We start from the raw sequence: 25,102 nt of genomic DNA, 5'->3' as shown, positions 1-25,102 counted from the left end.
CTTATATTACTGAAATTACGCTCAGATCTAACGCTTCGGCTTACAGTATTACGAAGAGCATGGCGTCCCGACATTAGAGTCTAAAGTGTTGGCTCGTAGTCGTTCCCACCAGATACCGGTAACCATATTACAGCGGATGAATAATTGTGCCTATACATGGAGGTGTTGCCAGCTTTCATCGCAACCACAAGACCGGAGTGATCCAGAAGGAGCTGAGCGTTTATTCGAGAGGATGAGATTTAGAAGGGGACCGCGTGGTACCGTCGAATGACACTAACACTAAACGTCAGACTATTCACAAAGTAAAAGCGGCAATGGAAGACGCAGATGCTCGCTCGTGAACTGTTCTTTCAGTGAATGTCCGCTTTGTGCCAAATGCGGACGCTGATGGCATCTGAACTGGTCATATTCAGGAAGCAGGTCACTTCAGGCGGAATGAACAGATGGGACTTAAACGCTAGTTTTCAGATCTGACAATCTTTTTGTTATTTTACCACTCAATACTAAATCATCTTGCGTTGAAATGAGCCACAACTCCCTGATGTCATCTTCCCAAAGCGTTTCATTACGAAAGCGGTCCAGGATAGTAGAAAGTTCCTGCGTTTGATGCTGGTCGAGATGGTCTGTCAGGTTAAAATATCCAACAAGAAAGAACTTCGTTTGCTTAAGCCCAAGCAGTGACTGTATCTCCCCGAAGATGTGTCCCGCACCGTTTGCTTCCGGATATACTTTTAAATACAGTCTTCCCGTGTTAACCGGCCCAATGAAAATTCCGCCAAGCCTGTATTTCTTACAGGGAGGAGTATTTAAAAATGACTGAAGGGCTTTCGTGACATGCTCGGTGCAATCATCACTCAACCCGCTACTTATAGTTGCATGTAGCAGATTTTTCCGCTTATCCAGTAGATCCCAGGCTATCTTCCCGGAAAAAGATGCGTTGCGCAGTGCCTTTTCAAGCCCGATAAAAATAGCCGTCTCGCGCAGACGCTCATCGCTGACAGGCAACACAAGAGAATTGCGTTTAGTGGTATAAGTACCCATAAAGTAGTCTTCATCAATGGCTATAACATCAGGGTGTGACGGATTAACCAAAGGAAGGTGAGCGCGCCGGTAATTGGCATCCAGAGAAATTTCGTCTCCGTCTGAGAATGCCCGTTGAGCACTACCGTACCCCAGCATCTTATCGTCAGTAAAAATCATCCCAATAATCCTTTTCTGCGGACTAAAAGCTAAAAATTGCGATGGCTTACCCATTAACTGTTTAATGAAACAGTTAATCGAGCTTAAGCATCCCTGGAGGTCCACGCTAGCAGGCATTTGTTACAGTCAAATTAGGGAATTATCTGTTGGGGTGATGACCTGTTCCCCGCTCATTAACACAAACCGATGTTAATAATTACCTCATTTGTTGTGGGAACGATTGCGAACGTCCGATCCTCGCTCAAATCGGACCTTTAGGCACTTATGTCCGCTTTGTGCCAGAAGCGGACATTATAAGAATCTCAAAAGACAGGAGAAGTGGCTGTGGCTTAATGTGCAAATCTGCGCGAGCCGATTACACAAACGATTACGCCCAGCGTTATGATAATCATCACCGGGCTTACCGTTTCAGACAGCAGCGTTGCCGAAAGCCCGAGGCCGAAGAATGGCTGCAGCAACTGTAACTGCCCTACAGCGGCGATGCCTCCAGCGGCCAGCCCCTGTACCAGAAAATAAAACCGATCAGCATACTGAACAGAGATACATATCCCAGCGCAAGCCATACCGGCAGGCTTATATTACTTATGCCCTCCGGTATTGTCTCAATGGTGGCAACCAACATCACAGGCAGCGCAATGATCAGCGCCCAGCAGATAACCTGCCATCCCCCAGCTCACGCGAAAGCTTCGCGCCTTCGGCATAGCCGAGGCCACACACAACGACCGAGGCCAGCATCAGCAGATCGCCGGTTGCAGATATAGCCCCGCCCTGGAATAAGGCGAATCCCATCACCAGCAGGCTGCCGGTTACAGAAAATATCCAGAAAGCCAGCCTGGGCCTTTCACCTCCTCTGACAACGCCAAAAACAGCGGTTGCCATGGGCAGAAGCCCTAGAAACACAACGGAGTGTGCCGAGGAAACATGTCGCAGCGCCATTGCTGTCAGAAGAGGAAAACCGACTATTACGCCCAGGGCAACGATAATCAGGGAAATCAGCTGGCTCCGCTGCGGGCGTGTCTGTCTTAAAAAAGGGATCAGCATAATGGCCAGCACACCGGCAACTGAAGCACGCAAAAAAGTCAGAAAAAAGGGATCCATTTCCTGTACTGCTATGCGGGTTGCGGGCAAAGAACCACTGAAAATGACCACTCCCGCCAGCCCGCTTAACCAGCCTGACTTCAGAGCTGAATTGGTTTTACTTACCCTGTTTTTGGCCACACCAGACCTCGTTCAGTTCATATAACGTTTTTAATGAAGTTGACATCCTCTATGCTAAGTTCCAGCATTCATTACAATCAAATAATTGTCATAGATACAATTTATGAAAGCGAGATATAAAGTCATCGTGGATGAGTTTGCATCCGCTATCCGAGCCGGCATGCTCCTGCCGGGCACACGTCTGCCTACTCACAGAGCACTGTCGGCTGAAAAACACATGTCTCTTGCAACAGCTACCCGCGTTTACGCTGAGCTGGAAGCCATGGGTCTTGTGAGCGGAGAAACCGGAAGAGGGACTTTCGTCAGGGAGATTTCTCTGCCTGCGGGGCTGGGGTTAGATCAGCACGCAGTGGCGTCAGATGTGCTCGATCTGAACTTCAACTATCCTTCCCTGCCGGATCAGTCAGAACGGTTACGCGACGCAATGCGACAGCTGACCACATCAGGCGATCTGGCTTCCCTGATGCGATACCAGCCTCATGCGGGCAGACAAAGCGACAGAGAGACAATCGCGACATGGCTTAATTGCACCGGCCTGAATACTTCAGCCGATGATGTTTTAATCGTCAATGGCGCGCAGCACGGTCTTAGCATTGCCGTGATGGGGCTGCTGAAACCCGGCGATGTAGTTGCTGTTGACGCGCTGACCTATCCCGGCTTCAAAGCTTTGGCCAGCCTGTACCACCTTGAACTTGTGGCGATACCCGCCAGTGCCAGCGGATCGGACCTGACTGCACTCAGGCATATCTGCCAGCGCAGGCGCCTCCGTGCGGTTTATACGATGCCGACGCTGCATAACCCGCTTGGCTGGGTTATGAATAATGCCCAGCGCAGGGAGCTGGCCCTGATTGCCAGAACGTTCGATCTGCTCATCATCGAAGATGCGGCCTATGCTTTTCTTATCCGACGTCCCCCACCGCCGCTTGCCACTTATGCGCCCGAAAGAACGGTTTATGTAACCGGTTTTGCCAAAAGCATTGCCACGGGCTTGCGTGTAGGTGCCGTAGTATGCCCCGCTGGCATGCGTATCGCCCTGGAGCGAGCCATCAGGGCAACGACCTGGAATACCCCCTCTCTGATGGTTTCGATTGTCTGCGGCTGGATTAAAAATGGCACCATAAAACGCTTTGAGTCGCTGAAAAGACGCGACGCCCGCCAACGTCAGGCGCTGGCCCGCAAAATACTTATGAACAGTGAATGGGTAAGCCATGCAAACTCATACTTTATCTGGTTACTGTTGCCTCAGGAGGTAAGGGCTGACAGACTTGTCCACCGGTTGATGCAGCAAAGCATCTCCGTTTCCACAGCAGAACCGTTCAGCACTTCAGATAGCGTGCCGCATGCTATTCGCCTCGCTCTTGGCTCAGTCACAATGACCCAACTGAGCGAGGCACTCACTACGATTAAAGAGACTATTGAGTATGAAAAAGATTTCTGAACGAGTGTCCGCTTTTCGCTCATAGCGGACTTACCGCCCGCATAAGGCTGCTTTGTGTCAACAGCAGACATCGACAACATCACGATATGTTGATAACCAAACCTACTCCGGCCTCACGTTTCAGGAGGTACTGTCAGGCGGACATGCCTTTCCAACAACGCCAGCCAGAAATTCCATGACCATTACAGCTGAGGGATCGCGTCTGTACTCTGGATAGGCAACCAGCCACATACTTCTGCCTGGAGGGGGAGAGTTTACAGTCAGTTTTATCAGAGAGCTGTCATTGTCCCCCATAAAACAGGGTAACGTAACCACGCCAAGCCCACTCCTGGCGGCCTGCTGCTGTGCCATCAGGTCGCTTGCCCTGAAAATAATCCGCCTGCCGTTCAGCAGGGATTCCAGCCATTTCTGCTGCGTCACATAATCCAGCGACTTCTCGTAGCCAATGAATGACCAACTTTCGGGCGGCCGATCCTGCCAGGAAGGTGAAGCATACAGGCCGAAACGCATCGTCCCGATCCGGCGTACCAGCAAATCGGGATCATCCGGTCTTGTCAGACGGACCGCAATATCAGCCTCGCCTTTGTTCAGTTGAACATGATGGGATACGCCTGATAAGGAGAGCGGGATGTTCGGATGACTTTGCGTAAAGTCAGCCACGGCCGGTGCAATCAACAGCGCAGCGACAGCCGGGGATGCGCTAATCCTGACAGCAGCCGCTGGCGCAGCAGACAGCGACTTAGCCTGTATATAAACCCGGTCTGAAATCCTGTTCATTTCATCAGCCACAGAGGCAATGACTTTACCCTGTTCTGTAAGAGCGGTACGTCTGGGCAAACGTTCAGTGAGACGAAGACCGGGCGAAATTTCGAGGGCGGCGATGCGCCGGCTTACGGTGGCATGGTCGACGTGAAGCTCTTTTGCCGCAGCGGACATGGAACCCCTGCGTCGGAACACTGACAGCGAGTACTATTTCAACTGAGATTGGCGACGGGAAGCAGTACGCCAGCAGCCGTGACTTTGCGGCGGCAACAGGGCTGGTACCTCGACAGTACAGCACGGGAGGTCGGACGACATTGCTGGGAATTAGTAAGCGAGGCAACAAAAAGATCCGAACTTTGTTGGTTCAATGTGCCAGGGTATTCATACAAAAACTGGAACACCAGTCTGGTAAATTGGCCGATTGGGTCAGGGATTTACTGTGCAGGAAAAGCAACTTTGTCGTCACTTGTGCTCTGGCAAACAAGCTGGCCAGAATAGCCTGGGCACTGACGGCACGACAGCAAACTTATGAAGCATAACGGCAGAAATACACCGGTTTAACGAATCACTCATCTGGTTTTGCGAATACTGATATTGATGATATTAACGGCCCACCGGCCTGTTGAGGAACCTGTAAAACGGAAAGGCTCATTGAAGCCGTATATTTTCTGAAGGTTCATCAGGCGCGGAACTCATCGAGGCGCGGGAATAAAGTCCCATTCAGACGCCGGATAGATTCAAGCAAGCCAACTTATCGTCAAAATCGGTGTTGCAAAAACGGGAGTGACCATAGATTCCGTTCTCCAGGCGGCCTCTATAAGTAACGGCGGTTTAATCAGAAGACATGATTCTTCCTGTTCTGTCATTTCAAGCCGTTCGCAGCGTTCACAGCTGTCATAAAAAGTACGCTTCATCAGGCGGCAGAAAAACGCCACATCTCAGGCAACGGGCAGTCATTCGGGACACTTCTCTACTGACAGCCGTGTCCCGGACACAAGCAAAAACAACCCTCCGGAACCGTAATCCGTAACGCTTCCGGAGGGGATGCATAGCATCACCCGATACAGGTTGAGCCGTTAATTCTCCATAACGGCGCCAGTGGAATATTGATCTGGGACATTGTTTCCCTGCGAAATTACCCTGAAGGTGCCTGAAAATTTTTAACAGCACTGACTATGAACCCGAATTTCTGACTATGCGCTGTAAAGAAAATTTGTACCCGGCTTTCTGATGAAGCCGTGGCACAAAAAATATCTTATCGGTTATTTTTTGTGTGCTCTGAAAAACAATATGCACGACTGATACGACCGTTATTACAGAACCACATCAGGCGCATTATTTTTCGCTACAGTAATTTTCATATTTTAAACCACGTCAGCTCCAGCGCTATCACATAACTTCTGACATTCTTTTTCTGCCTGAAAGTTTATCTTTCCGGGCAGGGCAGTGATTTGCCATCAGAATATTTTAAGAATCAGCCGGATAGAAAGGCCAGCCGAAACAAAAGATACTGTTATCCGTATACGGGAGTAACGCATGAATCTACTGACAGATTATATTTCAACACAGGAAGGACGGCGGCAAGCCAGAGAACTCAGCTTCGAGCTGAACAACCGGTTACTGGGAAGGTTTACGGCCCTGTTTATGGCTGAGAACCGGATCTGTTTTTCCCGGGACGGAATGATTAATGAAATCCCCTGGACGACAGGCTTCGGGGCGGCCACGCCTGAACTTAACCCTGACGTCCTGAACATCAGGCTGGCCCGACGTTAACCGTCTTAAGAATATCGGAAAATTTTACCGGATTCACGGTGTGCATAAAAAGACAACAGGATACAGACCGGACGCTATGTCCCGATAACTGACCTGCTGCAGGCACAGCAGAGCGCATACAGGGACTGAGTATGGCGCGATCAGCAACAGGGAAGGAAATACAAAGAGATTAGCGATTATACGAATATAATAAATGGTGGGCTGGGGTAAAAAGTGACCCGGACACTTCATCAGTTCGTATGCGGACGTCTTCTGATGGGCACGGCCCGTGCAGTAACGGCTGATGCCCGCTCCGGCAGCCTTCCACCGGCACAGCTAATCTCGATGACCGGTCGGCGTATTATGTTTCTGCCCGGCGGTTTGCCCCGAAACCAGAACAGGAAACGGACTTTTCCCACCGGTGCGTTCATCCGTGAGAGCCAACGGCCCCGGTAAGCTACCCGCCAGGCCATGTATCGGCTGTTTTACAAACAGGGCTGACACGGGCCTGACGAAGATATCTGAAGCCCTGCAAGCCGGCACATGCGGTTATGCCGGAACAGTGCTGCCATCGTCCCGCTCTCCGGCTGTGGAGTAATGCAGGCAGCCGTCAGGCGCATTAATTCATTCCGGGGCGGCCCGGACAGCGTTCAGATGGACGCCACAGCCTGCAGCATGGAAAGTAACATCCGTGTAGCGTTATAAAACATCCTGCACACCCGGCAATTCCGGCATCACTTTCTTCAGCTGCTCAGGCGGCATAGGCCTGCCGATGTAATAGCCCTGGAGCACATCACATTTCATCTGACTGAGCAGATCCATCTGCCCCTTGCTTTCCACACCTTCAGCGGTAATGTCCAGCGAGCAGGCTTTACCCAGATTAATCAGGCTCGCCACAATATCACGCGCATCAGGGCAGGTCTCTATCGGCATAATAAACGACCTGTCAAGCTTGATGCCATCAAAGGGAAAGCGCCTCAGCTGCCCCAGTGAGGCATAACCGGTACCAAAATCATCAATGAGAAACTTAACACCCAGTACGCGGATCTCATTCATGATTTGTATCGTTTTTTCCGGGTTCAGCAGCATGGCGTTTTCAGTAACTTCTATTTCCATTCGGGTGCTTTCCAGTCCCGACAGCTTCAGTGCCCGCTGTACACGTCCGTAAAGCGCACCATCCTTAAACTCAACCGCTGAAATATTTACCGATACCGATAAGCCGGGAAACAAATCATGCACATCCCGGCAGGCAGTAAGCATTACCCAGTCGCTCAGTTCACTAATAAACCCGGCTTCTTCTGCAACAGGAATAAAGCGGTCTGGCATAATCTGACCCTGCCGGGGGTGTTCCCATCTGACCAGAGCCTCCAGAGACGTGACACGGGACGTTTTTATATCATAACGAGGCTGATAGACGAGACGTAGCTGCTCTTCATGAATAGCTTTACGCAGTTCATTTTCCATTTCCTGCCGCTGAGCAATTTTTTCGCCCATTTCGCGCTGATAGAACATCCAGCCGTTGCGGCCGGCGTTTTTCGTCGCGTAAAGGGCGATGTCTGCAAATCTCAGTAAACCTGCCATATCCTGCGCATCCTGTGGTGCCAGCGCAATCCCCATGCTGGCACCGATACGGACGGCGTTGCCGTTGATATAAAATGGCTGACTGACCTCCCGGATAATGGCGCTACAGAGGTTTTCGACAGACTCCTTTCCCCGGTTTCGGAAATGACAATGATAAATTCATCACCCCCGTGGCGCGTCACCAGGCCGGTTGACTTCAGGCAGTCGCTGAGCCGTGACGCTGTTTCATGCAATACCCTGTCGCCTGCCGTATGTCCGTATATATCGTTGACCGGCTTAAAGTTATCAAGATCAACCATCATCAGGGCCAGGGGATTTTCTGTATCAGGCGGGTTCTGTAACTGCTCGGTCAGGAATTCCTTCAGTCTGGCCCTGTTCGGAAGGCCGGTCAGGTCATCGTGATAGGATAAATAACGTATACGGACCTGCGTCTCCAGCTCAGACGTAACGTCTGTTGCTGTACCCCGCACACCGCTCCTGCCCGTGCTGATGGAATAGCGTTTAACCGTCATCCGGCAGAAACGCTGTTCGCCATGAACCGTGAGGTAGCGGCACGCTGAAAGCGTCAGATTTTCTTTCTTCCGCAGGCTCTGCTTCAGCAGAGAAAGCACATGGCTGTCATCCAGTAGAAACTCAGCCAGGCTGCGGCCCGCCCAGTCAGATACCTGATGCCCGGTTACTGCCGTAAAGCGCCCGGAGATCCAGGTCAGGCGCAGCTGGTCATCCGTTTCCCAGATCCAGTCGGTCGTGGTTTCTGCCACATCGCGAAAGCGTCGTTCGCTGGAGAGGAGCGCCAGCCGGCTCTGCTCCAGAAGAAACGTGTTTTCATCATTCATCCGGGCCCGACGTGCTGCACTTTGTATCAGTGAGACTGAAATAATCCCGGCCGCCAGCATGGACAGAAACAGCAGGGGTAGCATCCCCGTCAGGAGCGCACCACCGGGATCCTCGCCCGCCCACCGGAGCCTCACGCTGCCTCCGCTGCCGGAGACGACTAAAGTGGATCCATCCTCCGGGATAAATTCAGGGGTATTTCCTTCAAGACGGACCTGTTTTATACCGTATTCCTGTCCCATGTCGTTCAGCTCACCGGGCGTCAGCTGATCGGCAAATATCATCAGTGACGGACGCGAGTTGCCGGCAGAATTTGCCTTTCCCTCCTCAGGCGTTATCCATGCAGCTGACAGGATGGTCAGCTTCCCGGCGGTAACAACCAGCCCCGATATGGCTCTTCCCTCTGACAGGCTGAGCGAATGACGGAGCCCGGGCAGAGGATCGCTTCCCAGCCAGGCGGGGAGAGACGGTGGGGAATACCTTCCGTTGACCACGCTGTAAGCTGTCACACCGTCGCCGGTAACAACAAAAACGCCTTCGTACCCGAATACGCTGTACAGGGACGTTCCGAGATTCTGATTGTCCCATGCCCATTCTGTATTAACCCGGGGAGAAAGATTACTGTAAGCCTCGCCCCATACTGCATAATCCGTCAGGTGGTTTCTGATTTCTTTCTGACGGTTAAGCAGAGCTTTCTTCAGAATCAACCGGCTTTGCTGGCTGGCCTTCAGGTTCAGATCGTCAGCAATATAGAGCAGTACACCAAATGCCGCCGAGAAAAACACACCCAGCAGCACACACATCGTTACGAGAGGTGGCCGGACAACAGCGCGGGTGTACTCTTTGAGAGTGATTTTTTTAAATAAACAGGATGGTTCATTATGCAGCCTTCCGTAAGATATCTTTTATGGCTGTTACCGCGCCACAGGATGTATATCGGCAGGCTGGCGGAAAGATTGCTTCTGTTTACGGTTTTTTATGAGCCCGGACGGCGGCCGCCGACAAGTTATCCTCGTAAAATTTTCCTCATTTTCTCACTGGCAACCGGCAGGCAACAATGCTGCCGGCCCCCGTTGCCGAACGGACCAAATACAGGCCCGGCAGTGCCCGGGGCAGGGTTACTGAATATTATCCGCCTGTCGTGCCCCCTGAGCAGCGTGCGAACCAGCTCTTTCGGACGGACCGCATAAATAATATTGCTGTGCCCGGGATACCATGCCAGCCACCTGAAAGTTGCTTTTGCTTCAGGAACGGTGGCTGTAATGGCTGGAGCCCGGACGGAGCCATCAGGAACAATAAGTGAAATAAAAAGTGATTCACCATCAAGGCAGCTGAAGCGCAGTATGCTTTCTCCGTCCGTTGAGCGGGCAAAAAGATTCACGGCACTGCTCTCTCTCATTTCCATTCCGCTCCCGAAGGCGGCATCTGACAACAGCAGCCAGCCCAGGATGAAAAATAAACTTTGCCAGCGACACAGGCTCACCCTGGCCCTCAGCTTCTGGTACATTCTCATGTAATTTCTCCGGCTGCCGGCCTGACGGCAGAGGTGACAGGAAGTTGTCTGATTGTCCTGACTGAAACGGTATTATTCACGACGATGCCGGGCGAGACAGAGCAGGCAGGGACCCGCCCGGAAGTACCAGATGTTTGCCGCCTGAACGGCAAACCCCATATGCAGAAACGAGCCCAGAAAAATGCGCTCCCGGGCTTCAGGTAAATTAGGGCACCCCGCGTTGTGTACCAGCCGGGTCCCGCTGACAGACATTCTTTTTTCTGCGTAATAAAACAGACTCATTGATTCTTCCCGCCAGTCAGTTCATTACGTCCGTTTCAGGGCTAATGTATGGTTACATTTTCGCTGTTGTCCTTCTCACCGGGCGAAGCCGGCGTCACGGCACAAACCATCTTGCCGTCGACAAAAAGGCCAAAGCATTTTTTTCCATCCATTATTGCCGGTAAAAATTCAGTTTTACCCACCTCTTTTATTTTTTCCCGGAACTGCCTGTGCAGTCTGACCTCTCCGCCCGTCAGTGCAGTGAATACAAACATGACTTTATTGTTATTCAGGATCAGATGAAGGCGTGAGGAAGAATGGTCAACCGGCGTGACGGATTCGTTTTCGGCTGCCAGCTTATCCCTGATGCAGGCCGTCAGCTGCTCACAACTCATGCCGGTCTCAAAAAATTCGTTCAGTAAAACCGCATACGATCGGACATCAAACATAGCTCCTCCCGAAGTGACATTAACCCGCCCGGATAAACAGAGAACGACGGCCAGGACTTTGTTTAACCTTAAGCTGGCAGTACAGGTTACCTGGCGAACATATTTATGGTGCGCTTGCTGTCTTTTACGGTCATTCCTGGCTGAATGTATCTTTATGTAAAAATCCCGTCAAGCATATTACTCATTATTTTCTTATGTTTCTTTCAGGGTTTTTTATAACCACGATAAACAAAAACAGCATTTATGGTTAATTAAATTACTGTTTATTATTAATTCAGCTGCTGCTGAAAATTTCTGCTTTTCTAAAAAATTCGCTGATAAACAGGTGAAATCAACTGTCTTTTTTATCTGAAGAGTGACTGAGAGCGACAGAATAATTGCTCAGGGAAGGCAAATGATTAGAAATACTTATATTTAATATAATATTGCTTAACTTCTCTGATAAAGTTTTTTATTTGCTGCCAGCATTTCAGCAATGCATGCGCCGGAACGCTGAAGCGGCGTTAGTTACGCTTCAGGCGTCAAAAGTCTGGGGAAGGACTGCCGTGCGTGATGTGTGATGCGGCAGTAGAGGTGTTTACTGCCGCCTTTGATCATGGCTGCGAAAGGACGCGATACAAAGCCAGTTGTGCGTTTGTCCTGTCAGGTTTCTCCGTGAGCGCGGTTTCGCCCGCTGCGCTTGGCTTCATAAAGCGCCTTGTCCGCCCTTTCCTGAGCCGCTGCGCCTCTCCTGCCTGTCCGGTAGAAATCAGCGTGCAGTATCCAGCACTGATTGTTACCACTTCCGGGGTAAGCTCCGTCGCTTCATGCACAATGCCGCTCTCTGCTATCGTTCTGACTGCCCGCTCTGCCACTTTTCTGGCATCAGGCTCGCTGCTAAAGGGCAGGATGATAGCAAACTCTTCGCCGCCATAGCGGGCCACAAGGTCTGCACTACGGTGTGTGGTTCCCTTGAGCAGCCCGCCTACCTTTTTGAGACATATATCACCCGCCACGTGTCCGTAGGTATCGTTGTAGCGTTTGAAGAAGTCGATGTCTATCATAATCAGTGACAGGGGCTCCCCGGTCTTATGCGAGCGCTGCAGGCCCTGCTCCAGCAGAGCGTCAAACTGCCTGCGGTTGGCCAGTCCTGTCAGCCCGTCCAGTAGCGCCAGTGACTGCAGCGTATGGTTGATAGTGGTCAGCTCATCCCTAACCTGCGTCAGCTCCAGCTGATTTCTGACGCTGGCACCTACCTGCCGCAGCATAAACATCCCCATCACCATTATCACGACCAGCTGGATAAGGTTAAGGACGGCGACGGTGAGATTTGCTTCAAGCCACTCGGCTTTGACTCTGTCGCGGTCATAACCAGCGGTCACTATGAGCGGATACTGGTCCAGGCGTGCATAGCCGTATATACGCTCAATACCGTCCAGCGCGGAGCGCCACGTTGCGCTGCCGCTGTCGGATTGACGCAGCGCCGTTCTGAAAAGGGGGCTGGCCGACAAACTCCGGTTAATAAACGAATCCGGAAGCGGGCGGACGTACATGACAGAGGTATCGGCAAGGATCAGGCCCAGCACGTCCTTTTCACCCAGGCTGTAATGACCGTAAAACTGCCGGAAGTAGTCCACCTTTACGGTGGCCAGCGCGACGCCGGCAAAGTTTCCGGCCTGATCATTCAGCCGCATTGAAACCGGAATGACCAGGTCACCCGTCGAGCGGCTCCGGATGACCTGACTGATGTGTACGCCAGTGCCGGTATGGGTGCGGTGCCAGATAAAGTATTTGCGATCCGCATTGCTGGCCTTCGCCGGGATATAGTTGCCCGACGTGGCAATCCAGTTGCCCCGGCTGTCGTAGATGAACAGTCCGTGAAGCTGAGGAAGCTTTCCGTGCTGTTCCTTTATCTGTCTGGCAAAGGCGGGCGTTGCGGCATAATCCGCCCCGTTCAGCCTGAGCTGCCTCACAGCGTCGGTCAGTGTGATGTCAACCTGCAGAAAGGCATCTTCTGCCTGCCTGGCCAGGGAAACGGAAAGATTCCGGGCATCATTTTCTCTGTCGGTAAGCATGAGTTGCCAGGATTTCCATACTGACCACACGCTGACGGCTGTGACGGCCATCCCCGTCAGCAGCAGAAAAACAGCCATGCTTCTGCCCAGCGGAGTATGCATAAGCGAGGATGGTCCGCCCGATTTTTTGTCCATACCTGATATTCCTGAAGTCGGCTAACTGTTAAGATTACATAATAGATTAAACGGGGAGGGTGAGGCAGTGTAAGGGATGCAGTTAACGGCATCCCTGTAAACGTTCAGCCTGGTTAATCAGTTTCTGCTGACAGGCAGGCGCGCCGGTTTTTCATCAGTTCACACGCGGAACGTATCCACCATGCCCCTCAGCGCATGGACCTGCTCTGCAAGTGACTGCGATGCAGTAGTCGACTCCTCAACGAGCGCAGCGTTGCTCTGCGTGACGCCGTCCATCTGACTCACGGCCACGGTGATCTGTGCGATGCCGTGCATCTGCTCATTTGAAGCCAGGGCTATTTTATCCATCTCATCGGCCAGTTCACCGGCCATACCAACCACACCCATAATGCTGGCTGCGGTATTATCTGCGACGGTCACGCCATCTTTGACCAGCACCACGGCCTCTTCAATCAGCCCTTTGATATCCTTTGCCGCTGCGGCGCCACGCTGCGCCAGCGTTCGTACTTCACCCGCCACCACGGCGAACCCGCGTCCCTGTTCGCCGGCACGCGCGGCTTCAACCGCGGCGTTAAGCGCCAGAATGTTGGTCTGAAAGGCAATGCTTTCGATGGTGCCGGTGATTTCTCTGACCTTCGATGCGCTTGCTGATATTTCCGCCATGGTCTTCGTCATGGTCCGCACACTGTCTTCACCCTGACTGGCAAGCGTAGCCGCACTGCGTGCCGAACCTGCCGTGTGCGTGGCGCCAGCCGTGTTGCTTTTTACCGTGGCGGTTATCTGCTCCATGCTGGCGGCAGTTTCCTGAAGGGCTGCAGCCTGTTGCTCTGTACGGGCCGAGAGCTCGGTATTACCCCGGGCTATTTCATCGGAAGCAAGCGCAACCGATGCCGACGCATCCTTTATCTGCGTCATCATTCCCCGGAGGCGATCCTGCATTCCTGAAAGAGAGGCCAGCAGGCTGTTATTATCTCCCGGACGCAGCGTCATCTGTGAGGTCAGGTCGCCGCCGGCTATGGCAGCTGCCATAGTCTGCGCCAGTGCCGGCTCGCCACCCAGCTGTCGCATCAGCACCCGCACCGTCAGTGTGCCGGTCACCGCAGCCAGGAGCACCGATACAGTGACCAGTATCACCAGAAAAATAACTGCCCGGCCGGTGTTACTGCTGCTTTCTTCCACCGCACCACGGGCGTTCTGCTTCTCAAGGTCAGTCAGCGCATTTAGCGCATCGAGAAGGGCCCGCTGCGCCGGTCGGGTGACCGTCAGCAGATAGGTAGTGGTCTCCTGTTGCAGATTCTGAAGTCCGAGCTGTCCGGCCTTTTCGAAAGTGGAAAAGGCCGGCCCTTCACTTGCAGTAATTTTCTGAAAGGCCGCCTGTCCCGCAGGAACGGGTTCAGCCAGCATCAGGCGCTTCAGCTCCTCCCGGTTCTTGATGAACTGTTGCTTCTGTGTCTGCAGGCGCTCCCATTCAGGCTGCATTTCTTTCGGGTCCGTCAGGAGTGCAAGGTTACGTACCGCAATGGCCATGTCCCGTACGCTGCCGCGCATATCAAGGATGAGCTGGTACTTTTTCATTTTAATGTTAACGACATCGTTCATGCTGTGTCGGGCACTGTTCAGGCTGTATATAGCCACCCCCGTACAGACTACTAACAGTAGGATCAGCAGTCCGTAACCTGTGGCAAGGCGTGTTGAAACTTTCATGGAAATTTATCACCGTAATTAATCAGTAACATTAATATCGGCACCCGTCTGGAAAATTTCAGGCTTTCTTGCTCATGTCTGACACGAACATTTTCCGCCGCTGGCGGACAGGCTGTTCCCCTGTCAGGGTTATCACGTTATGCGACAGCCGCGCCGCGTCACTGCCGTGTTAAGGAGGTGTGTCGGTGGTGCCGGAAACCTGACTGGGGTAAAAAACAGGCGTACTGTGCAGCCCGCTTTTACGCTGCCGCCACGGCTGGTATGGAGAAACAGGATGACAGTTTGACTCGCTTCGTTACCCGCAGTGTCTGCCGCCCGAATCAGGGAACTGCGCTGACCAGCATCCTTACTTTTTTCTCCAGCCGCGAAGCTGGGTCAGCGTCAGTGATGCGGTAGCCGCTTTCTGTATTCTCCTGTACCGGTACGGGAGTTCTGGCGGGGGAGCTGTTGAAGATAACAGTGAGTGATTAAAGAAAAAGCAGCGGTTGCCGATAACTAAAATGCCTCACCAGGGTAATTTATCTGTCCCACATCAGAAAAACCCGGGCGGGGGCCGGTAAATGACTTTCTTTATCTGCCTTCTGCCCGAAGCCTGCATTATTCAGCTTTTTGTTTTAATTACGCTACAGGCGAATGCCATCAGAAAAGAACCGGCCATGACTGAAGCGAAATAATTCGCTTCAGTCAAATCCAGCAGCCCGCTGCGCAAAAACCTCTGGCTGAGGATTGCAGGCAGCAGTACGACGCGGACCTCCGTTAAGAACGGAAGTCAGCTATTTTTTGTATCTGCCTGCCTCGCTCGTCAAAGTTTTCTTTCCTCAGCCAGGCTTTTAGCACGGCTGAAACTTCAGGCCAGTCACTGGCTGTGATTGAAAAAACTGCCACATCCTCAGAGTAACCTTTTGTAATTTTCCGGTCCCGCAGAATGCCTTCTTTTCTGAAACCAATCCGCTCTGCGGCACTGATGGCGGGCGCGTTAAGGCAGTTTGTGCGCCACTCGCATCGCCTGTACTGCAGCGTGTCCATGAAGTAACTGATGACAAGAAACAGGGACTCTGTGCTGAGTCGGGTTCTTTTCATTACCGGACTCCAGTTGATTTCGGACAGAGCAAAAACACCGTTATCCGGTTCAACTTCATTAACACAAAACAAACCCTTTACACTGCCATCACTGGCGTCTTTTACGGAAAAGTATAACCTGTCTTTATCGGAGCAGAGATGACGGAGATACTGATAGCAGAGCTCTTTCGAACCGGGTTTTGAGTCCGAAAGGTAAGTCCAGTCTCGCTCATCATCAATGCTCAGCCAGTCATGATACAGGTCCTCTGCGTGATCTACTGATAACGGACAAACGATACAGTAATTTCCTTTTAAGGTGACTTTCTCGGGCAGGGAGCGTGTTACCCAACCCTCTGCCGGTTTGCCGAGGCTCTGACCGTACTCGTTTTGAAAAACCATGCTATGTCCTCACACAACTGTTACCTGCCAGTTCATCATTGTAAACCCGACATGATGTTGTGTCCTCTTCATCATCACTGAATGTTGCCTGCCGTGCCCGTGTATTCTGGTACCAGAAAATAAAACCGATCAGCATACTGAACAATGATACTTATCCCAGCGCAAGCCATACCGGCAGGCTTATCTCACCAATGCCCTCCGGCATTGTCTCCCAGGTAGCAACCAGCATCAGCGGCAGCGAAATGATCAGCGCCCAGCAGATAACCTGCCATCCCCCAGCTCACGCGACAGCTTTGCGCCTTCGGCATACCCGCGTTTACGCTGAGCTGGAAGCCATAAGGCTCGTGAGCGGAGAAACCGGAAGAGGGACTTTCGTCAGGGAGATTTCGCTGCCTGCGGGGCTGGGGTTGGATCAGCTCGCGGTGGCGTCAGACGTGATCGACCTGAACTTCAACTATCCTTCCCTGCCGGACCAGGCGGAACGGTTACGCGAAGCAATGCGACAGCTGACCACATCAGGCGATCTGGCTTCCTGATGCGCTACCAGCCTCATGCTGGCAGGCAAAGCGACAGGGAGACCATCGCGTTATGGCTTCATGCCACCGGTCTGAGTCCGTCAGCCGATGATGTCTTGATCGCCAATGGCGCGCAGCACGGACTTAGCGTTGCCGTGATGGGGCTGCTGAAACCCGGCGATGTGGTGGCTGTTGACGCGCTGACCTACCCCGGCTTCAAAGCCCTGGCCGGTCTGTACCACCTTGAACTTGTGGCGATACCTGCCAGTGCCAGCGTACTGGACCTGACTGCACTCAGACATATCTGCCAGCGCAGGTGCCTCCATGCGGTTTATACGATGCCGACACTACATAACCCGCTTGGCTGGGTTATGAATGATGCCCGGCGCAGGGAGCTGGCCCTGATTGCCAGAACGTTCGATCTGCTCATCATTGAAGATGCGGCCTATGCTTTTCTTGCCCGCCGTCCCCCACCGCCGCTTGCCACTTATGCGCCCGAAAGAACGGTCTACGTAACCGGTTTTGCCAAGAGTATTGCCACAGGCCTGCGTGTAGGTGCCGTAGTATGCCCCGCTGGCATGCGGAGCGCCCTGGAGCAGGCTATCAGGGCAACGACCTGGAACACACCCTCTCTCATGGTTTCGATTGTCTGCGGCTGGATTAAAGATGGCACCATAAAACGCTTTGAGTTGCTGAAAAAACGGGACGCCCGTCAGCGTCAGGCGCTGGCCCGAAAAATACTGGAGAACAGTGATTGGATAAGTAATTCAAGCTCTTACTTCATCTGGTTACTGCTTCCTCAGGAGATAAGGGCTGACAGACTTGTCCACCGGTTGATGCAGCAAAGCATTTCAGTTTCCACAGCAGAACCATTCAGCACCTCAGATAGCGTGCCGCACGCTATTCGCCTCGCTCTTGGCTCAGTCACAGTGAACCAGCTGAGCGAGGCACTCACTACGATTAAAGAGACTATTGAGTATGAAAGAGAGTTCTGAACTGATGTACGCTTTTCGCTCATAGCGGACGTTAGCCTGTCGTCAGTCTGCCTGGTGCCAGAAACGGACATCAATGCACCCTTAATAGATGACAAAACCTGATTAGCGATTATTTACTTCCTGAGCCTTTAAGAAAGCGGGGCGACTCGTTGCTCTGAATATGTAGCTATCAATCTCTTCGGTGATTTCCAATCCGCACAGCTTTGCCCATAACAACGTATGAGAAAGAAAAATATCGGCCAGTGTAAAGTTGTTACTCGCAATCCATGTTTGAGTTGGGTTAAAGCGAATCTGAGAGATAACTTTATCTGCTTCCTTACTGAGGTAATTCATCAAGTCCGGGGAACGTTGATTTTCGGGAGTGAAGACAATATGTTTGAGCAGACCCCAGACGGGGGTTTCCAGATCGGATAGCGTGAAGCTTAACCACGAATTAACGGAGGATTTTTCTTCAGCGGTTGCGGGATAAATAGAGATGTTTTTATGTTGTTCACACAGGTAAATACAGATCGCTAAGGTTTCACTGACTGACACGTCACCATCGGTCAAAAAGGAACTTTTCCCAATGGATGGGGTGATTTAACCTCAGAAGCAGGGTTCAAAAGATCGACGCTGATGGACTCGTAATTCACTCCCATTTCTTCAAGAGCCCAGAGTACTCTTAATGACCGGCTTTTGGGGTAGGTATAGATCTTCAATTCAATATCTCTTTGTTGTGAAAACAATTTTATAAGGTAAGTGGGTAGCTAATGTCAAAATGTCCACTTTTCGATGTGAGTTCAATGGGTCGATGCAACGCTATCCTTAATCAAGGGGACGTTGCCATGAAACGAAGAACGCGCATTAACTATTCAGAAGCAGATTAACCATTTTAAGTCATCAACAGAGTGCCAGGATGTTTAAATTGATGTTTGACGCTGACTATATTTCTATTATTCTGGAATTATAGTTAAAGGAGGCAGCATGGATTTACATACCGCAGCAAACGCACTTCGGGAGCTGGGCCACCCGACCCGTCTCAGCATATACCGGGAGCTTGTCAGGGCGGGTCATGACGGCCTGCCGGTTGGCGAACTACAGAAGCACCTTGATATTCCTGCCTCCACGCTCAGCCATCATCTTTCTGCACTGATGTCTGCTGGCCTCATAAGTCAGGAACGTCAGAGCCGAACCCTGTTCTGCAGGCCCTGTTATTCACAGCTTGAGCAGCTGATGGCTTTTCTGACTGAAGAGTGCTGCGCCGGCGGCAGCGACTGCAGCCTGACTGCCGCGATCCCCCTTAAAGAGACTCCATTGTGAATAACGTGAATGATGCCCTGAACAATATCGATCCGACGCTCCTGGATGCGCCCCTTACGGAAGAGAAGCTGAAGGCCGCAGAAGTGCCGCACCCGCCCCGCATCCTGATGCTCTACGGTTCGTTGCGGGAACGCTCTTACAGCCGGCTCACCACGGAAGAAGCTGCCCGGTTGCTGACGGCTATGGGCGCGGAGGTGAAAATATTTAATCCGTCCGGCCTGCCTCTGCCGGATGATGTACCTGAAACGCACCCGAAGGTTGCAGAGCTGCGCGAACTGGTACTCTGGTCAGAAGGGATGGTCTGGTGCTCTCCTGAGCGTCACGGTGCCATGACCGGCATCATGAAGACGCAAATTGACTGGATACCCCTGACGTCCGGGGCGGTCCGGCCATCGCAGGGGAAAACCCTTGCAGTCATGCAGGTCAGCGGCGGCTCACAGTCGTTCAACGCCGTAAACCAGATGCGCATTCTCGGGCGCTGGATGCGAATGATCACCATCCCGAACCAGTCATCCGTGGCAAAAGCCTGGGCCGAGTTTGATGAGGACGATCGCATGAAACCTTCACCATATTACGACCGCATCGTGGACGTCATGGAGGAACTGATGAAGTTCACCCTGCTGACGCGCGGGCGAAGCAACTACCTGACCGACCGCTACAGTGAAAGAAAAGAGAGTGCCGCTCAGCTCTCAGAGCGGGTCAATCAGCGCAGCATATAAAAAAGCCGGCAGATGCCGGCTTTTTTCACACTCGTTATGTCTGCAGCCTGGTGAAAAATCAGTGGCTGACGCGGTGACCGTGCTCATCAATGACCACTTCGCCATCCTCTTTGGTAAACGCTCCCTGCTGCGGATCTGGCAGAATGTCGAGAACCGCTTCGGACGGACGGCAGAGCTCCGTGCCGAGCGGCGTCACCACCACCGGGCGATTAATAAGGATCGGATGAGCCAGCATGGCATCGAGCAGTTCGTTATCGCTGAAGCGGTCTTCTGCCAGGCCGAGCTGCTCGTACGGTTCGGTATTCTTGCGCAGCAGGGCGCGTACGCTGATGCCCATGTCCGCAATCAGCTTCTTCAGCTCGTCGCGTGACGGCGGTGTTTCCAGATACAGAATAACCTTGGGTTCGGTGCCGCTGTTGCGGATAAGCGCCAGGGTGTTGCGGGACGTCCCGCACGCCGGGTTGTGATAAATGGTGATGTCAGTCATAAGCGGTACTCCGTAAAGGCGCTGCACAGTCGCAACACCGGGGTTAAGGTTAAACAGACAGGCGCAGGGCCAGCGCGGCCAGCGTCACAAAAAGTACCGGCAGGGTCATCACAATGCCCACGCGGAAGTAGTAGCTCCAGCTGACAGTAATGTTTTTTTGCGCCAGTACGTGCAGCCACAGCAGGGTAGCGAGGCTGCCGATGGGGGTGATTTTCGGGCCGAGGTCGCAGCCGATGATGTTGGCGTAAATCATCGCTTCCTTCACCACGCCCTGTGCGGTGCTGCCGTCAATCGAAAGCGCACCAACGAGCACGGTAGGCATGTTGTTCATGACAGAAGAGAGCGCCGCCGTCAGGAAACCGGTGCCGAGCGTTGCGCCCCAGACGCCGTGCTCTGCAAACCGGTTCAGGGCGGCAGAAAGGTAATCAGTCAGGCCGGCGTTACGAAGACCGTACACCACCAGATACATGCCCAGCGAGAAGATAACAATCTGCCAGGGCGCGCCTTTCAGCACCTTGCCGGTATCAATCACGTGTCCTTTGCGGGCAACCAGCCAGAGAATACACGCCGCCACCGCTGCCACCAGGCTTACCGGCACGCCGAGTGGTTCGAGAGCAAAGAAGCCGACCAGTAGCAGGATGAGAACAATCCAGCCGGTTCTAAAAGTGTGCGCATCGCGAATGGCCTCACGCGGCGCCTTCAGTTTCGTCAGGTCGTAGGTGGCCGGGATGTCCCTGCGGAAAAACAGGTGCAGCATCACCAGCGTGGCGGCCACGGAGGCGATATTTACCGGCACCATCACCGAGGCATACTCGCTGAAACCCAGCTTAAAGAAGTCCGCCGTGACAATGTTCACCAGGTTCGACACGATGAGCGGCAGGCTGGAGGTGTCGGCGATGAAACCTGCTGCCATCACAAACGCCAGCGTGGCGCCGGGGCTGAAGCCCAGCGCCAGAAGCATGGCGATAACGATTGGCGTCAGGATGAGCGCCGCGCCGTCATTGGCGAACAGCGCCGCCACCGCCGCGCCCAGCAGAACAATATACGTGAACAGCAGCCTCCCTCTGCCGCCACCCCAGCGGGAAACATGCAGTGCCGCCCACTCAAAAAAGCCGGACTCATCCAGCAGCAGACTGATGATAATGACCGCTATAAAAGTTGCCGTAGCGTTCCAGACAATCTGCCAGACCACCGGAATATCACCAAGGTGTACCACGCCGGTCAGCAGCGCCAGAGCGGCACCGATAGTGGCACTCCAGCCAATACTGAGCCCTTTCGGCTGCCAGATAACCAGTATCAGCGTCAGGACGAAAATCGCACCCGCCAGAAACATACATTCTCCTTTTTAAATATAACCATCCGTTAAAACGGGCTGAAAATTAGCCCATGCAAAACACATTCAAAAAAACGAATATGTAAGGACAAATTTTTTAAATGCAGACAGGCTTGCCGTTGGTGGTTGCGTTATCGCGTTCAGCCTGCTGGCTGAGCTTCAGGATGTCATCCCGCTGGCACAGGTAAGCCTGTTCAATCACTGTTGCTGCCCAGGCTGGCATGTGCGGAGACAAACGGTAATGGATCCACTTGCCGTCTCGTCGGTCGATAAGCAGGCCGCTTTCTCTCAGTAAAGCAAGGTGACGGGAAATTTTGGGTTGTGATTCCTTCAGCGTGGACGAAAGCTCGCAGACGCAGAGCTCACCTTTTTCGCGGAGTAACAGCACCAGGCTGAGCCGGGTTTCGTCAGACAGGTTTTTGAAAAGCTGCAGGGGCATAAATGGTGGCATGACATTCTCCTGAATTACAGAGTTCAGTGTCGTTTCCAGGACTGCGCATGTCAATTTTATATTTGATTAATCATATATGTTAAGGCGGTTATCATGGTCTGTGACAGTCATCATGTGCCCGGGCTGTTCGCGGTGGCAGATACGGTAACAGAAAGCAGTCGCGAGGCGAGCTGTCAGCTCGTCAGAACGCTCATGCTGTTCGCGGACAAGGTACATACGGCGCTGGTCCGCGCCGATATCGGCTTTGCCGTGGGCGCGATGGGCACGGATACCGCCATCGAAACTGCCGACGGGGCTCTGACGGAGGATGACTTACGTAAAATTCCGGCCTTTGTCCGGCTCTCCAGGAGACATACGGCGTGCTGGTCAGGAACATCATTATGGCAGTTGGCATCAAGGCAGCATTTCTGGCCCTGACCATTGCCGGAATGGGGACCATGTGGATGGCGGTGTTCGTGGATGTGGGTGCAACTCTGCTTGTAGTGGCAAACGGCCTGCGCCTGTTGCGTAAGTAGCCGGATCTGCTGCCCGTCAGGTGAGTACTGCAGACAATGTCCGCTTTTCGCGCGCACCAGAACCCTCGCCACCAGAACAGCTTACAGGGCACGTTCAGGCAGGCCGGGCTTTTGTTGCGCATTATCTGCTACAACTGCGTTTTTCCCGCGAAGGGCTAGGCAGGGCTGGCGACGCCAATTTACTGCTTTCCGGCGCATGAAGTAGCTGTCCCTTGCTTCGTACCGCAGATGACAGAAAAGTTATGCTGCCATATTTCTGCACTCCTGAGCACAATGATGGCATGCTTCTGCGCATTTTTTACAGTGTTCATGCTCATGTCGGGCGCACTCATCACCACATTTCTGGCAAATTTCTGCACAAACTCTGCAGAGTTCGGGAGCAAATTCGCTTTCAAGCGACATTAAATTTGCCGTTATCCGGCAGATGCTTGCGCACTGCATGTCCAGCCTTATGCATTCACGCATCATCTCCAGCTGAGGTATGGTAGCCCTATACCTTGCGTTAAAAAAATGTTACTCATTGCAGTCAGTTAGGACTGAATTCTTGTGCTGACTCATCCTGGGTATGAGTTAGCCCTAACCATTTACAGGATGTATTTAATGCAACAGGTATACCTTTATATTCTTATCGCAAGTCTGACCATTGCCAGTCCCGGACCTGGCATACTGTTGACCCTGACAAATACACTGAATTACAGCCTTCGTAGCGCCATAGCCGGTATTGTGGGAGTGACTACCGGCATGGGTGTAATTTCTGTAGTGGCTGCCAGCAGTGTAGGAATTATTATCACGACCTCTCAGCTGGCTCTGTTAACTGTCAAATTGGCAGGCTCGCTGTATCTGGCCTACCTGGGAGTTAAACTATTCCGTTCTGTCCCCCGTACTCTGGGGAAAGATACTGATTCTCAGGCCAGGATGATTATGCCGTCGGCCAGACGAAGGTTTCATCAGGGGCTGATCGTTACATTACTTAACCCCAAACCCATCGTTTTCTTTATGGCGTTATTTCCTCAGTTTATTAATGCAGAGAAAGCTTTTGTACCTCAGTTTGCCTTGCTGTCAGCTACTTTTTGCATTCTGGTATTTTTTATCCATTTTCTTTACGGACTTTTCGCGCATATGGTTAAAAACAAAATGACGTCCGGGCGCTTTTTCGGGGTGCTAAATAAAGCCGGCGGTACAGTGTTTTTATGTTTCGCATCAGGCTTAATGATCTCTTCCGTTTATTCTTATCTTTAGTTCAATTTCAGGAATCTGGGCGGGTCGTGACAGCACTGTTATGTTAAATCCGCCAGGCTGGCAGGGTCCGGCGCGAAAAGGGCGGCAGCTGGCTTCGCTTGTGCGGCGGAACATTCCTTACCAGACTCAAAGGGTGACGGTTCCTGCTGGTTCCGGTCACAGTGAGCAGTTCTGAATCTCTCCCTGATTCACCCCGCTTTAGATGGCGGGTTTTTTTTGCCTCTTGCAGAAACCTGGAGGGTAAATCTGGTCGTGTTTCATTCATGAGTGAACAAAAAGTGTTATTTTAGATGCAATAATTAATTTTATTACTGAATGTTCACTGCGCGAAGCCGATAAATATTGAGCCCTCACCAGGGGACCTTTGATCACTGAAAAGCAGATTCTTGTTTCTGACGGCGCTTAATGCGCCGTTTTTTTGTGCTTTCCAGACGCAGCTAAAAACGTGCATCCCGCTACTGGCGGGCTTTTTGCTGGCATGCGCAACAGGGATGTTATGTTCAACGGAATAACAATACTTAGTCGCCATGAGTGAAAAGTCCGTTGTTCGCTCTAAGCGAACCAAGATTACTTGATGACGGCTGGTGCCGGAAGCGGGGGTCAGTACTCTGAACCAATCCAGATGGCGGATGGGGACGTTTGTGTTAAAAAGATGTTTCTGGGCAGTTATGCCTGAAACCTGATGGAGCAGAAATGAGAACGCAGAAGCGATGCCTGGGATATGTGGCCATAGTGGTTGATGACTATGATCGGGCAATTGAGTATTACACGGAAAAGCTGGGGTTTACCCTCGTTGAGGATACACCGCAACAGGGGAAACGCTGGGTCGTAGTTACACCTAACCCGGAAAGCGATTGCAATCTTCTTCTTGCACGCGCTTCGAATGAAAGGCAGGAAGATTTTATCGGCAATCAATGCGGCGGCAGGGTATTCCTTTTTCTCCAGACTGATGACTTCTGGCGCGACTACAACTCCATGAAATCAAAAGGTGTTGAATTCTCCCAGGAGCCTCGTGAAGAGGAGTACGGCACAGTGGTTGTATTTGAAGACCTATACGGCAACCGCTGGGATCTTTACCAGAACAAGCAAAGCTAAAACTCTCTGCCGGCTACGTCGTCCAAATGTAGCCGGGTTCCAATGTCAGGTCCGCTTTTTGCTCATAGCGGACGTTAGCTGACTACTTACGAAAC

At 52.3% G+C, this 25,102-nt stretch carries 17 protein-coding genes and 6 pseudogenes; 9 read left to right on the top strand and 14 right to left on the bottom strand.

What is annotated here, in order from left to right; genetic code table 11:
* Positions 1 to 450: 450 nt before the first annotated feature.
* Together O3W44_RS21615 and O3W44_RS21610 are read right to left on the bottom strand one after the other, a co-directional pair.
* Complete coding sequence (locus O3W44_RS21615; protein ID WP_269294780.1) at positions 451 to 1,200, bottom strand: hypothetical protein; 750 nt, start codon at positions 1,198 to 1,200, stop codon at positions 451 to 453.
* A gap of 329 nt (positions 1,201 to 1,529) precedes the next feature.
* Positions 1,530 to 2,418 (bottom strand): annotated as a pseudogene (locus O3W44_RS21610) (DMT family transporter).
* A gap of 103 nt (positions 2,419 to 2,521) precedes the next feature.
* Between O3W44_RS21610 and O3W44_RS21605 the strand changes: the two are divergent.
* A complete protein-coding gene (locus O3W44_RS21605; RefSeq protein WP_269294779.1) occupies positions 2,522 to 3,856 on the top strand; it encodes an aminotransferase-like domain-containing protein in 1,335 nt (444 codons plus the stop codon).
* A gap of 120 nt (positions 3,857 to 3,976) precedes the next feature.
* Here the strand turns inward: O3W44_RS21605 and O3W44_RS21600 are convergent, their stop codons facing one another.
* Positions 3,977 to 4,792, bottom strand: coding sequence for a LysR family transcriptional regulator (locus O3W44_RS21600; RefSeq protein ID WP_269294621.1), 816 nt, complete (start codon positions 4,790 to 4,792; stop codon positions 3,977 to 3,979).
* A 5-nt stretch (positions 4,793 to 4,797) separates the two neighbouring features.
* Here O3W44_RS21600 and O3W44_RS21595 point away from each other — a divergent pair.
* Both O3W44_RS21595 and O3W44_RS21590 read left to right on the top strand, forming a co-directional pair.
* A pseudogene (locus O3W44_RS21595) lies at positions 4,798 to 5,157 on the top strand (transposase); the annotation flags it as partial.
* Between the two features lie 997 nt (positions 5,158 to 6,154).
* Positions 6,155 to 6,391, top strand: a complete 237-nt coding sequence (locus tag O3W44_RS21590) for a hypothetical protein (RefSeq protein ID WP_269294620.1) — start codon at positions 6,155 to 6,157, stop codon at positions 6,389 to 6,391.
* A 678-nt stretch (positions 6,392 to 7,069) separates the two neighbouring features.
* Here O3W44_RS21590 and O3W44_RS25125 read toward each other — a convergent pair.
* From O3W44_RS25125 to O3W44_RS21550, 7 genes and pseudogenes are all read right to left on the bottom strand, one after another.
* Positions 7,070 to 9,424, bottom strand: a pseudogene (locus tag O3W44_RS25125) (putative bifunctional diguanylate cyclase/phosphodiesterase).
* Positions 9,425 to 9,791: 367 nt separating this feature from the next.
* The gene (locus O3W44_RS21575) at positions 9,792 to 10,292 is read right to left on the bottom strand and encodes a hypothetical protein (protein WP_269294778.1); all 501 of its coding nucleotides are present in this window, start codon (positions 10,290 to 10,292) and stop codon (positions 9,792 to 9,794) included.
* Between the two features lie 78 nt (positions 10,293 to 10,370).
* Entirely contained in the window at positions 10,371 to 10,580 is a 210-nt protein-coding gene (locus O3W44_RS21570; RefSeq protein ID WP_269294777.1) for a hypothetical protein, read from the bottom strand.
* Between the two features lie 41 nt (positions 10,581 to 10,621).
* Positions 10,622 to 11,008, bottom strand: a complete 387-nt coding sequence (locus tag O3W44_RS21565; RefSeq protein ID WP_269294776.1) for a hypothetical protein — start codon at positions 11,006 to 11,008, stop codon at positions 10,622 to 10,624.
* Positions 11,009 to 11,601: 593 nt separating this feature from the next.
* Positions 11,602 to 13,197, bottom strand: a complete 1,596-nt coding sequence (locus O3W44_RS21560) for a sensor domain-containing diguanylate cyclase (protein ID WP_331283452.1) — start codon at positions 13,195 to 13,197, stop codon at positions 11,602 to 11,604.
* A 159-nt stretch (positions 13,198 to 13,356) separates the two neighbouring features.
* Positions 13,357 to 14,901: a methyl-accepting chemotaxis protein gene (locus O3W44_RS21555; protein ID WP_269294775.1), complete on the bottom strand. Its 1,545-nt coding sequence runs from the start codon at positions 14,899 to 14,901 to the stop codon at positions 13,357 to 13,359.
* 756 nt (positions 14,902 to 15,657) lie between these two features.
* A complete protein-coding gene (locus O3W44_RS21550; protein WP_269294774.1) occupies positions 15,658 to 16,359 on the bottom strand; it encodes a GNAT family N-acetyltransferase in 702 nt (233 codons plus the stop codon).
* A gap of 191 nt (positions 16,360 to 16,550) precedes the next feature.
* On the opposite strand from O3W44_RS21550, the pseudogene O3W44_RS21540 reads away from it, so the two are divergent.
* Positions 16,551 to 17,869, top strand: a pseudogene (locus O3W44_RS21540) (aminotransferase-like domain-containing protein).
* A 102-nt stretch (positions 17,870 to 17,971) separates the two neighbouring features.
* Here the strand turns inward: O3W44_RS21540 and O3W44_RS21535 are convergent.
* Positions 17,972 to 18,567: pseudogene (locus tag O3W44_RS21535) on the bottom strand (glutathione S-transferase family protein).
* A gap of 265 nt (positions 18,568 to 18,832) precedes the next feature.
* On the opposite strand from O3W44_RS21535, the gene O3W44_RS21530 reads away from it, so the two are divergent.
* A complete protein-coding gene (locus O3W44_RS21530; protein WP_215844726.1) occupies positions 18,833 to 19,168 on the top strand; it encodes an ArsR/SmtB family transcription factor in 336 nt (111 codons plus the stop codon).
* On the top strand, positions 19,165 to 19,887 hold the full coding sequence (arsH, locus tag O3W44_RS21525) for an arsenical resistance protein ArsH (protein WP_419762365.1): 723 nt from the start codon (positions 19,165 to 19,167) through the stop codon (positions 19,885 to 19,887). Before O3W44_RS21530 ends, arsH begins: the two co-directional genes overlap by 4 nt.
* Positions 19,888 to 19,945: 58 nt before the next feature.
* Here the strand turns inward: arsH and arsC are convergent, their stop codons facing one another.
* The 3 genes from arsC to O3W44_RS21510 all read right to left on the bottom strand — a co-directional run bounded on the left by arsC (position 19,946) and on the right by O3W44_RS21510 (position 22,158).
* Positions 19,946 to 20,374, bottom strand: a complete 429-nt coding sequence (gene arsC, locus O3W44_RS21520) for a glutaredoxin-dependent arsenate reductase (protein ID WP_069730056.1) — start codon at positions 20,372 to 20,374, stop codon at positions 19,946 to 19,948.
* Between the two features lie 49 nt (positions 20,375 to 20,423).
* Complete coding sequence (locus tag O3W44_RS21515; RefSeq protein WP_269294773.1) at positions 20,424 to 21,707, bottom strand: arsenic transporter; 1,284 nt, start codon at positions 21,705 to 21,707, stop codon at positions 20,424 to 20,426.
* 97 nt (positions 21,708 to 21,804) lie between these two features.
* Entirely contained in the window at positions 21,805 to 22,158 is a 354-nt protein-coding gene (locus O3W44_RS21510; RefSeq protein WP_269294772.1) for a metalloregulator ArsR/SmtB family transcription factor, read from the bottom strand.
* Positions 22,159 to 22,239: 81 nt separating this feature from the next.
* Here O3W44_RS21510 and O3W44_RS21505 point away from each other — a divergent pair.
* The 3 genes and pseudogenes from O3W44_RS21505 to O3W44_RS21490 form a co-directional block, all read left to right on the top strand.
* Positions 22,240 to 22,673: pseudogene (locus tag O3W44_RS21505) on the top strand (heavy metal translocating P-type ATPase); the annotation flags it as partial.
* 600 nt (positions 22,674 to 23,273) lie between these two features.
* A complete protein-coding gene (locus tag O3W44_RS21495) occupies positions 23,274 to 23,912 on the top strand; it encodes a LysE family translocator (RefSeq protein ID WP_269294770.1) in 639 nt (212 codons plus the stop codon).
* 693 nt (positions 23,913 to 24,605) lie between these two features.
* On the top strand, positions 24,606 to 25,007 hold the full coding sequence (locus tag O3W44_RS21490; protein ID WP_269294769.1) for a VOC family protein: 402 nt from the start codon (positions 24,606 to 24,608) through the stop codon (positions 25,005 to 25,007).
* Positions 25,008 to 25,102 lie beyond the last annotated feature (95 nt).

This window comes from Pantoea sp. LMR881, assembly GCF_027157825.1.
Lineage (GTDB): Bacteria > Pseudomonadota > Gammaproteobacteria > Enterobacterales > Enterobacteriaceae > Pantoea > Pantoea haifensis.
Note: the sequence above shows the minus strand (reverse complement) of the source record. Positions and strands in the feature narration are given on the sequence as shown.

Coding starts and splice junctions, on each gene's coding strand:
- O3W44_RS21590 (WP_269294620.1), top strand. CDS start 6,155: ATGAATCTACTGACAGATTATATTTCAACACAGGAAGGACGGCGGCAA.
- O3W44_RS21495 (WP_269294770.1), top strand. CDS start 23,274: ATGCAACAGGTATACCTTTATATTCTTATCGCAAGTCTGACCATTGCC.
- O3W44_RS21575 (WP_269294778.1), bottom strand. CDS start 10,292: ATGTACCAGAAGCTGAGGGCCAGGGTGAGCCTGTGTCGCTGGCAAAGT.
- O3W44_RS21570 (WP_269294777.1), bottom strand. CDS start 10,580: ATGAGTCTGTTTTATTACGCAGAAAAAAGAATGTCTGTCAGCGGGACC.
- O3W44_RS21490 (WP_269294769.1), top strand. CDS start 24,606: ATGAGAACGCAGAAGCGATGCCTGGGATATGTGGCCATAGTGGTTGAT.
- O3W44_RS21510 (WP_269294772.1), bottom strand. CDS start 22,158: ATGCCACCATTTATGCCCCTGCAGCTTTTCAAAAACCTGTCTGACGAA.
- O3W44_RS21600 (WP_269294621.1), bottom strand. CDS start 4,792: ATGTCCGCTGCGGCAAAAGAGCTTCACGTCGACCATGCCACCGTAAGC.
- O3W44_RS21550 (WP_269294774.1), bottom strand. CDS start 16,359: ATGGTTTTTCAAAACGAGTACGGTCAGAGCCTCGGCAAACCGGCAGAG.
- O3W44_RS21560 (WP_331283452.1), bottom strand. CDS start 13,197: ATGGACAAAAAATCGGGCGGACCATCCTCGCTTATGCATACTCCGCTG.
- O3W44_RS21615 (WP_269294780.1), bottom strand. CDS start 1,200: ATGATTTTTACTGACGATAAGATGCTGGGGTACGGTAGTGCTCAACGG.
- arsC (WP_069730056.1), bottom strand. CDS start 20,374: ATGACTGACATCACCATTTATCACAACCCGGCGTGCGGGACGTCCCGC.
- O3W44_RS21515 (WP_269294773.1), bottom strand. CDS start 21,707: ATGTTTCTGGCGGGTGCGATTTTCGTCCTGACGCTGATACTGGTTATC.
- O3W44_RS21555 (WP_269294775.1), bottom strand. CDS start 14,901: ATGAAAGTTTCAACACGCCTTGCCACAGGTTACGGACTGCTGATCCTA.
- O3W44_RS21530 (WP_215844726.1), top strand. CDS start 18,833: ATGGATTTACATACCGCAGCAAACGCACTTCGGGAGCTGGGCCACCCG.
- O3W44_RS21605 (WP_269294779.1), top strand. CDS start 2,522: ATGAAAGCGAGATATAAAGTCATCGTGGATGAGTTTGCATCCGCTATC.
- O3W44_RS21565 (WP_269294776.1), bottom strand. CDS start 11,008: ATGTTTGATGTCCGATCGTATGCGGTTTTACTGAACGAATTTTTTGAG.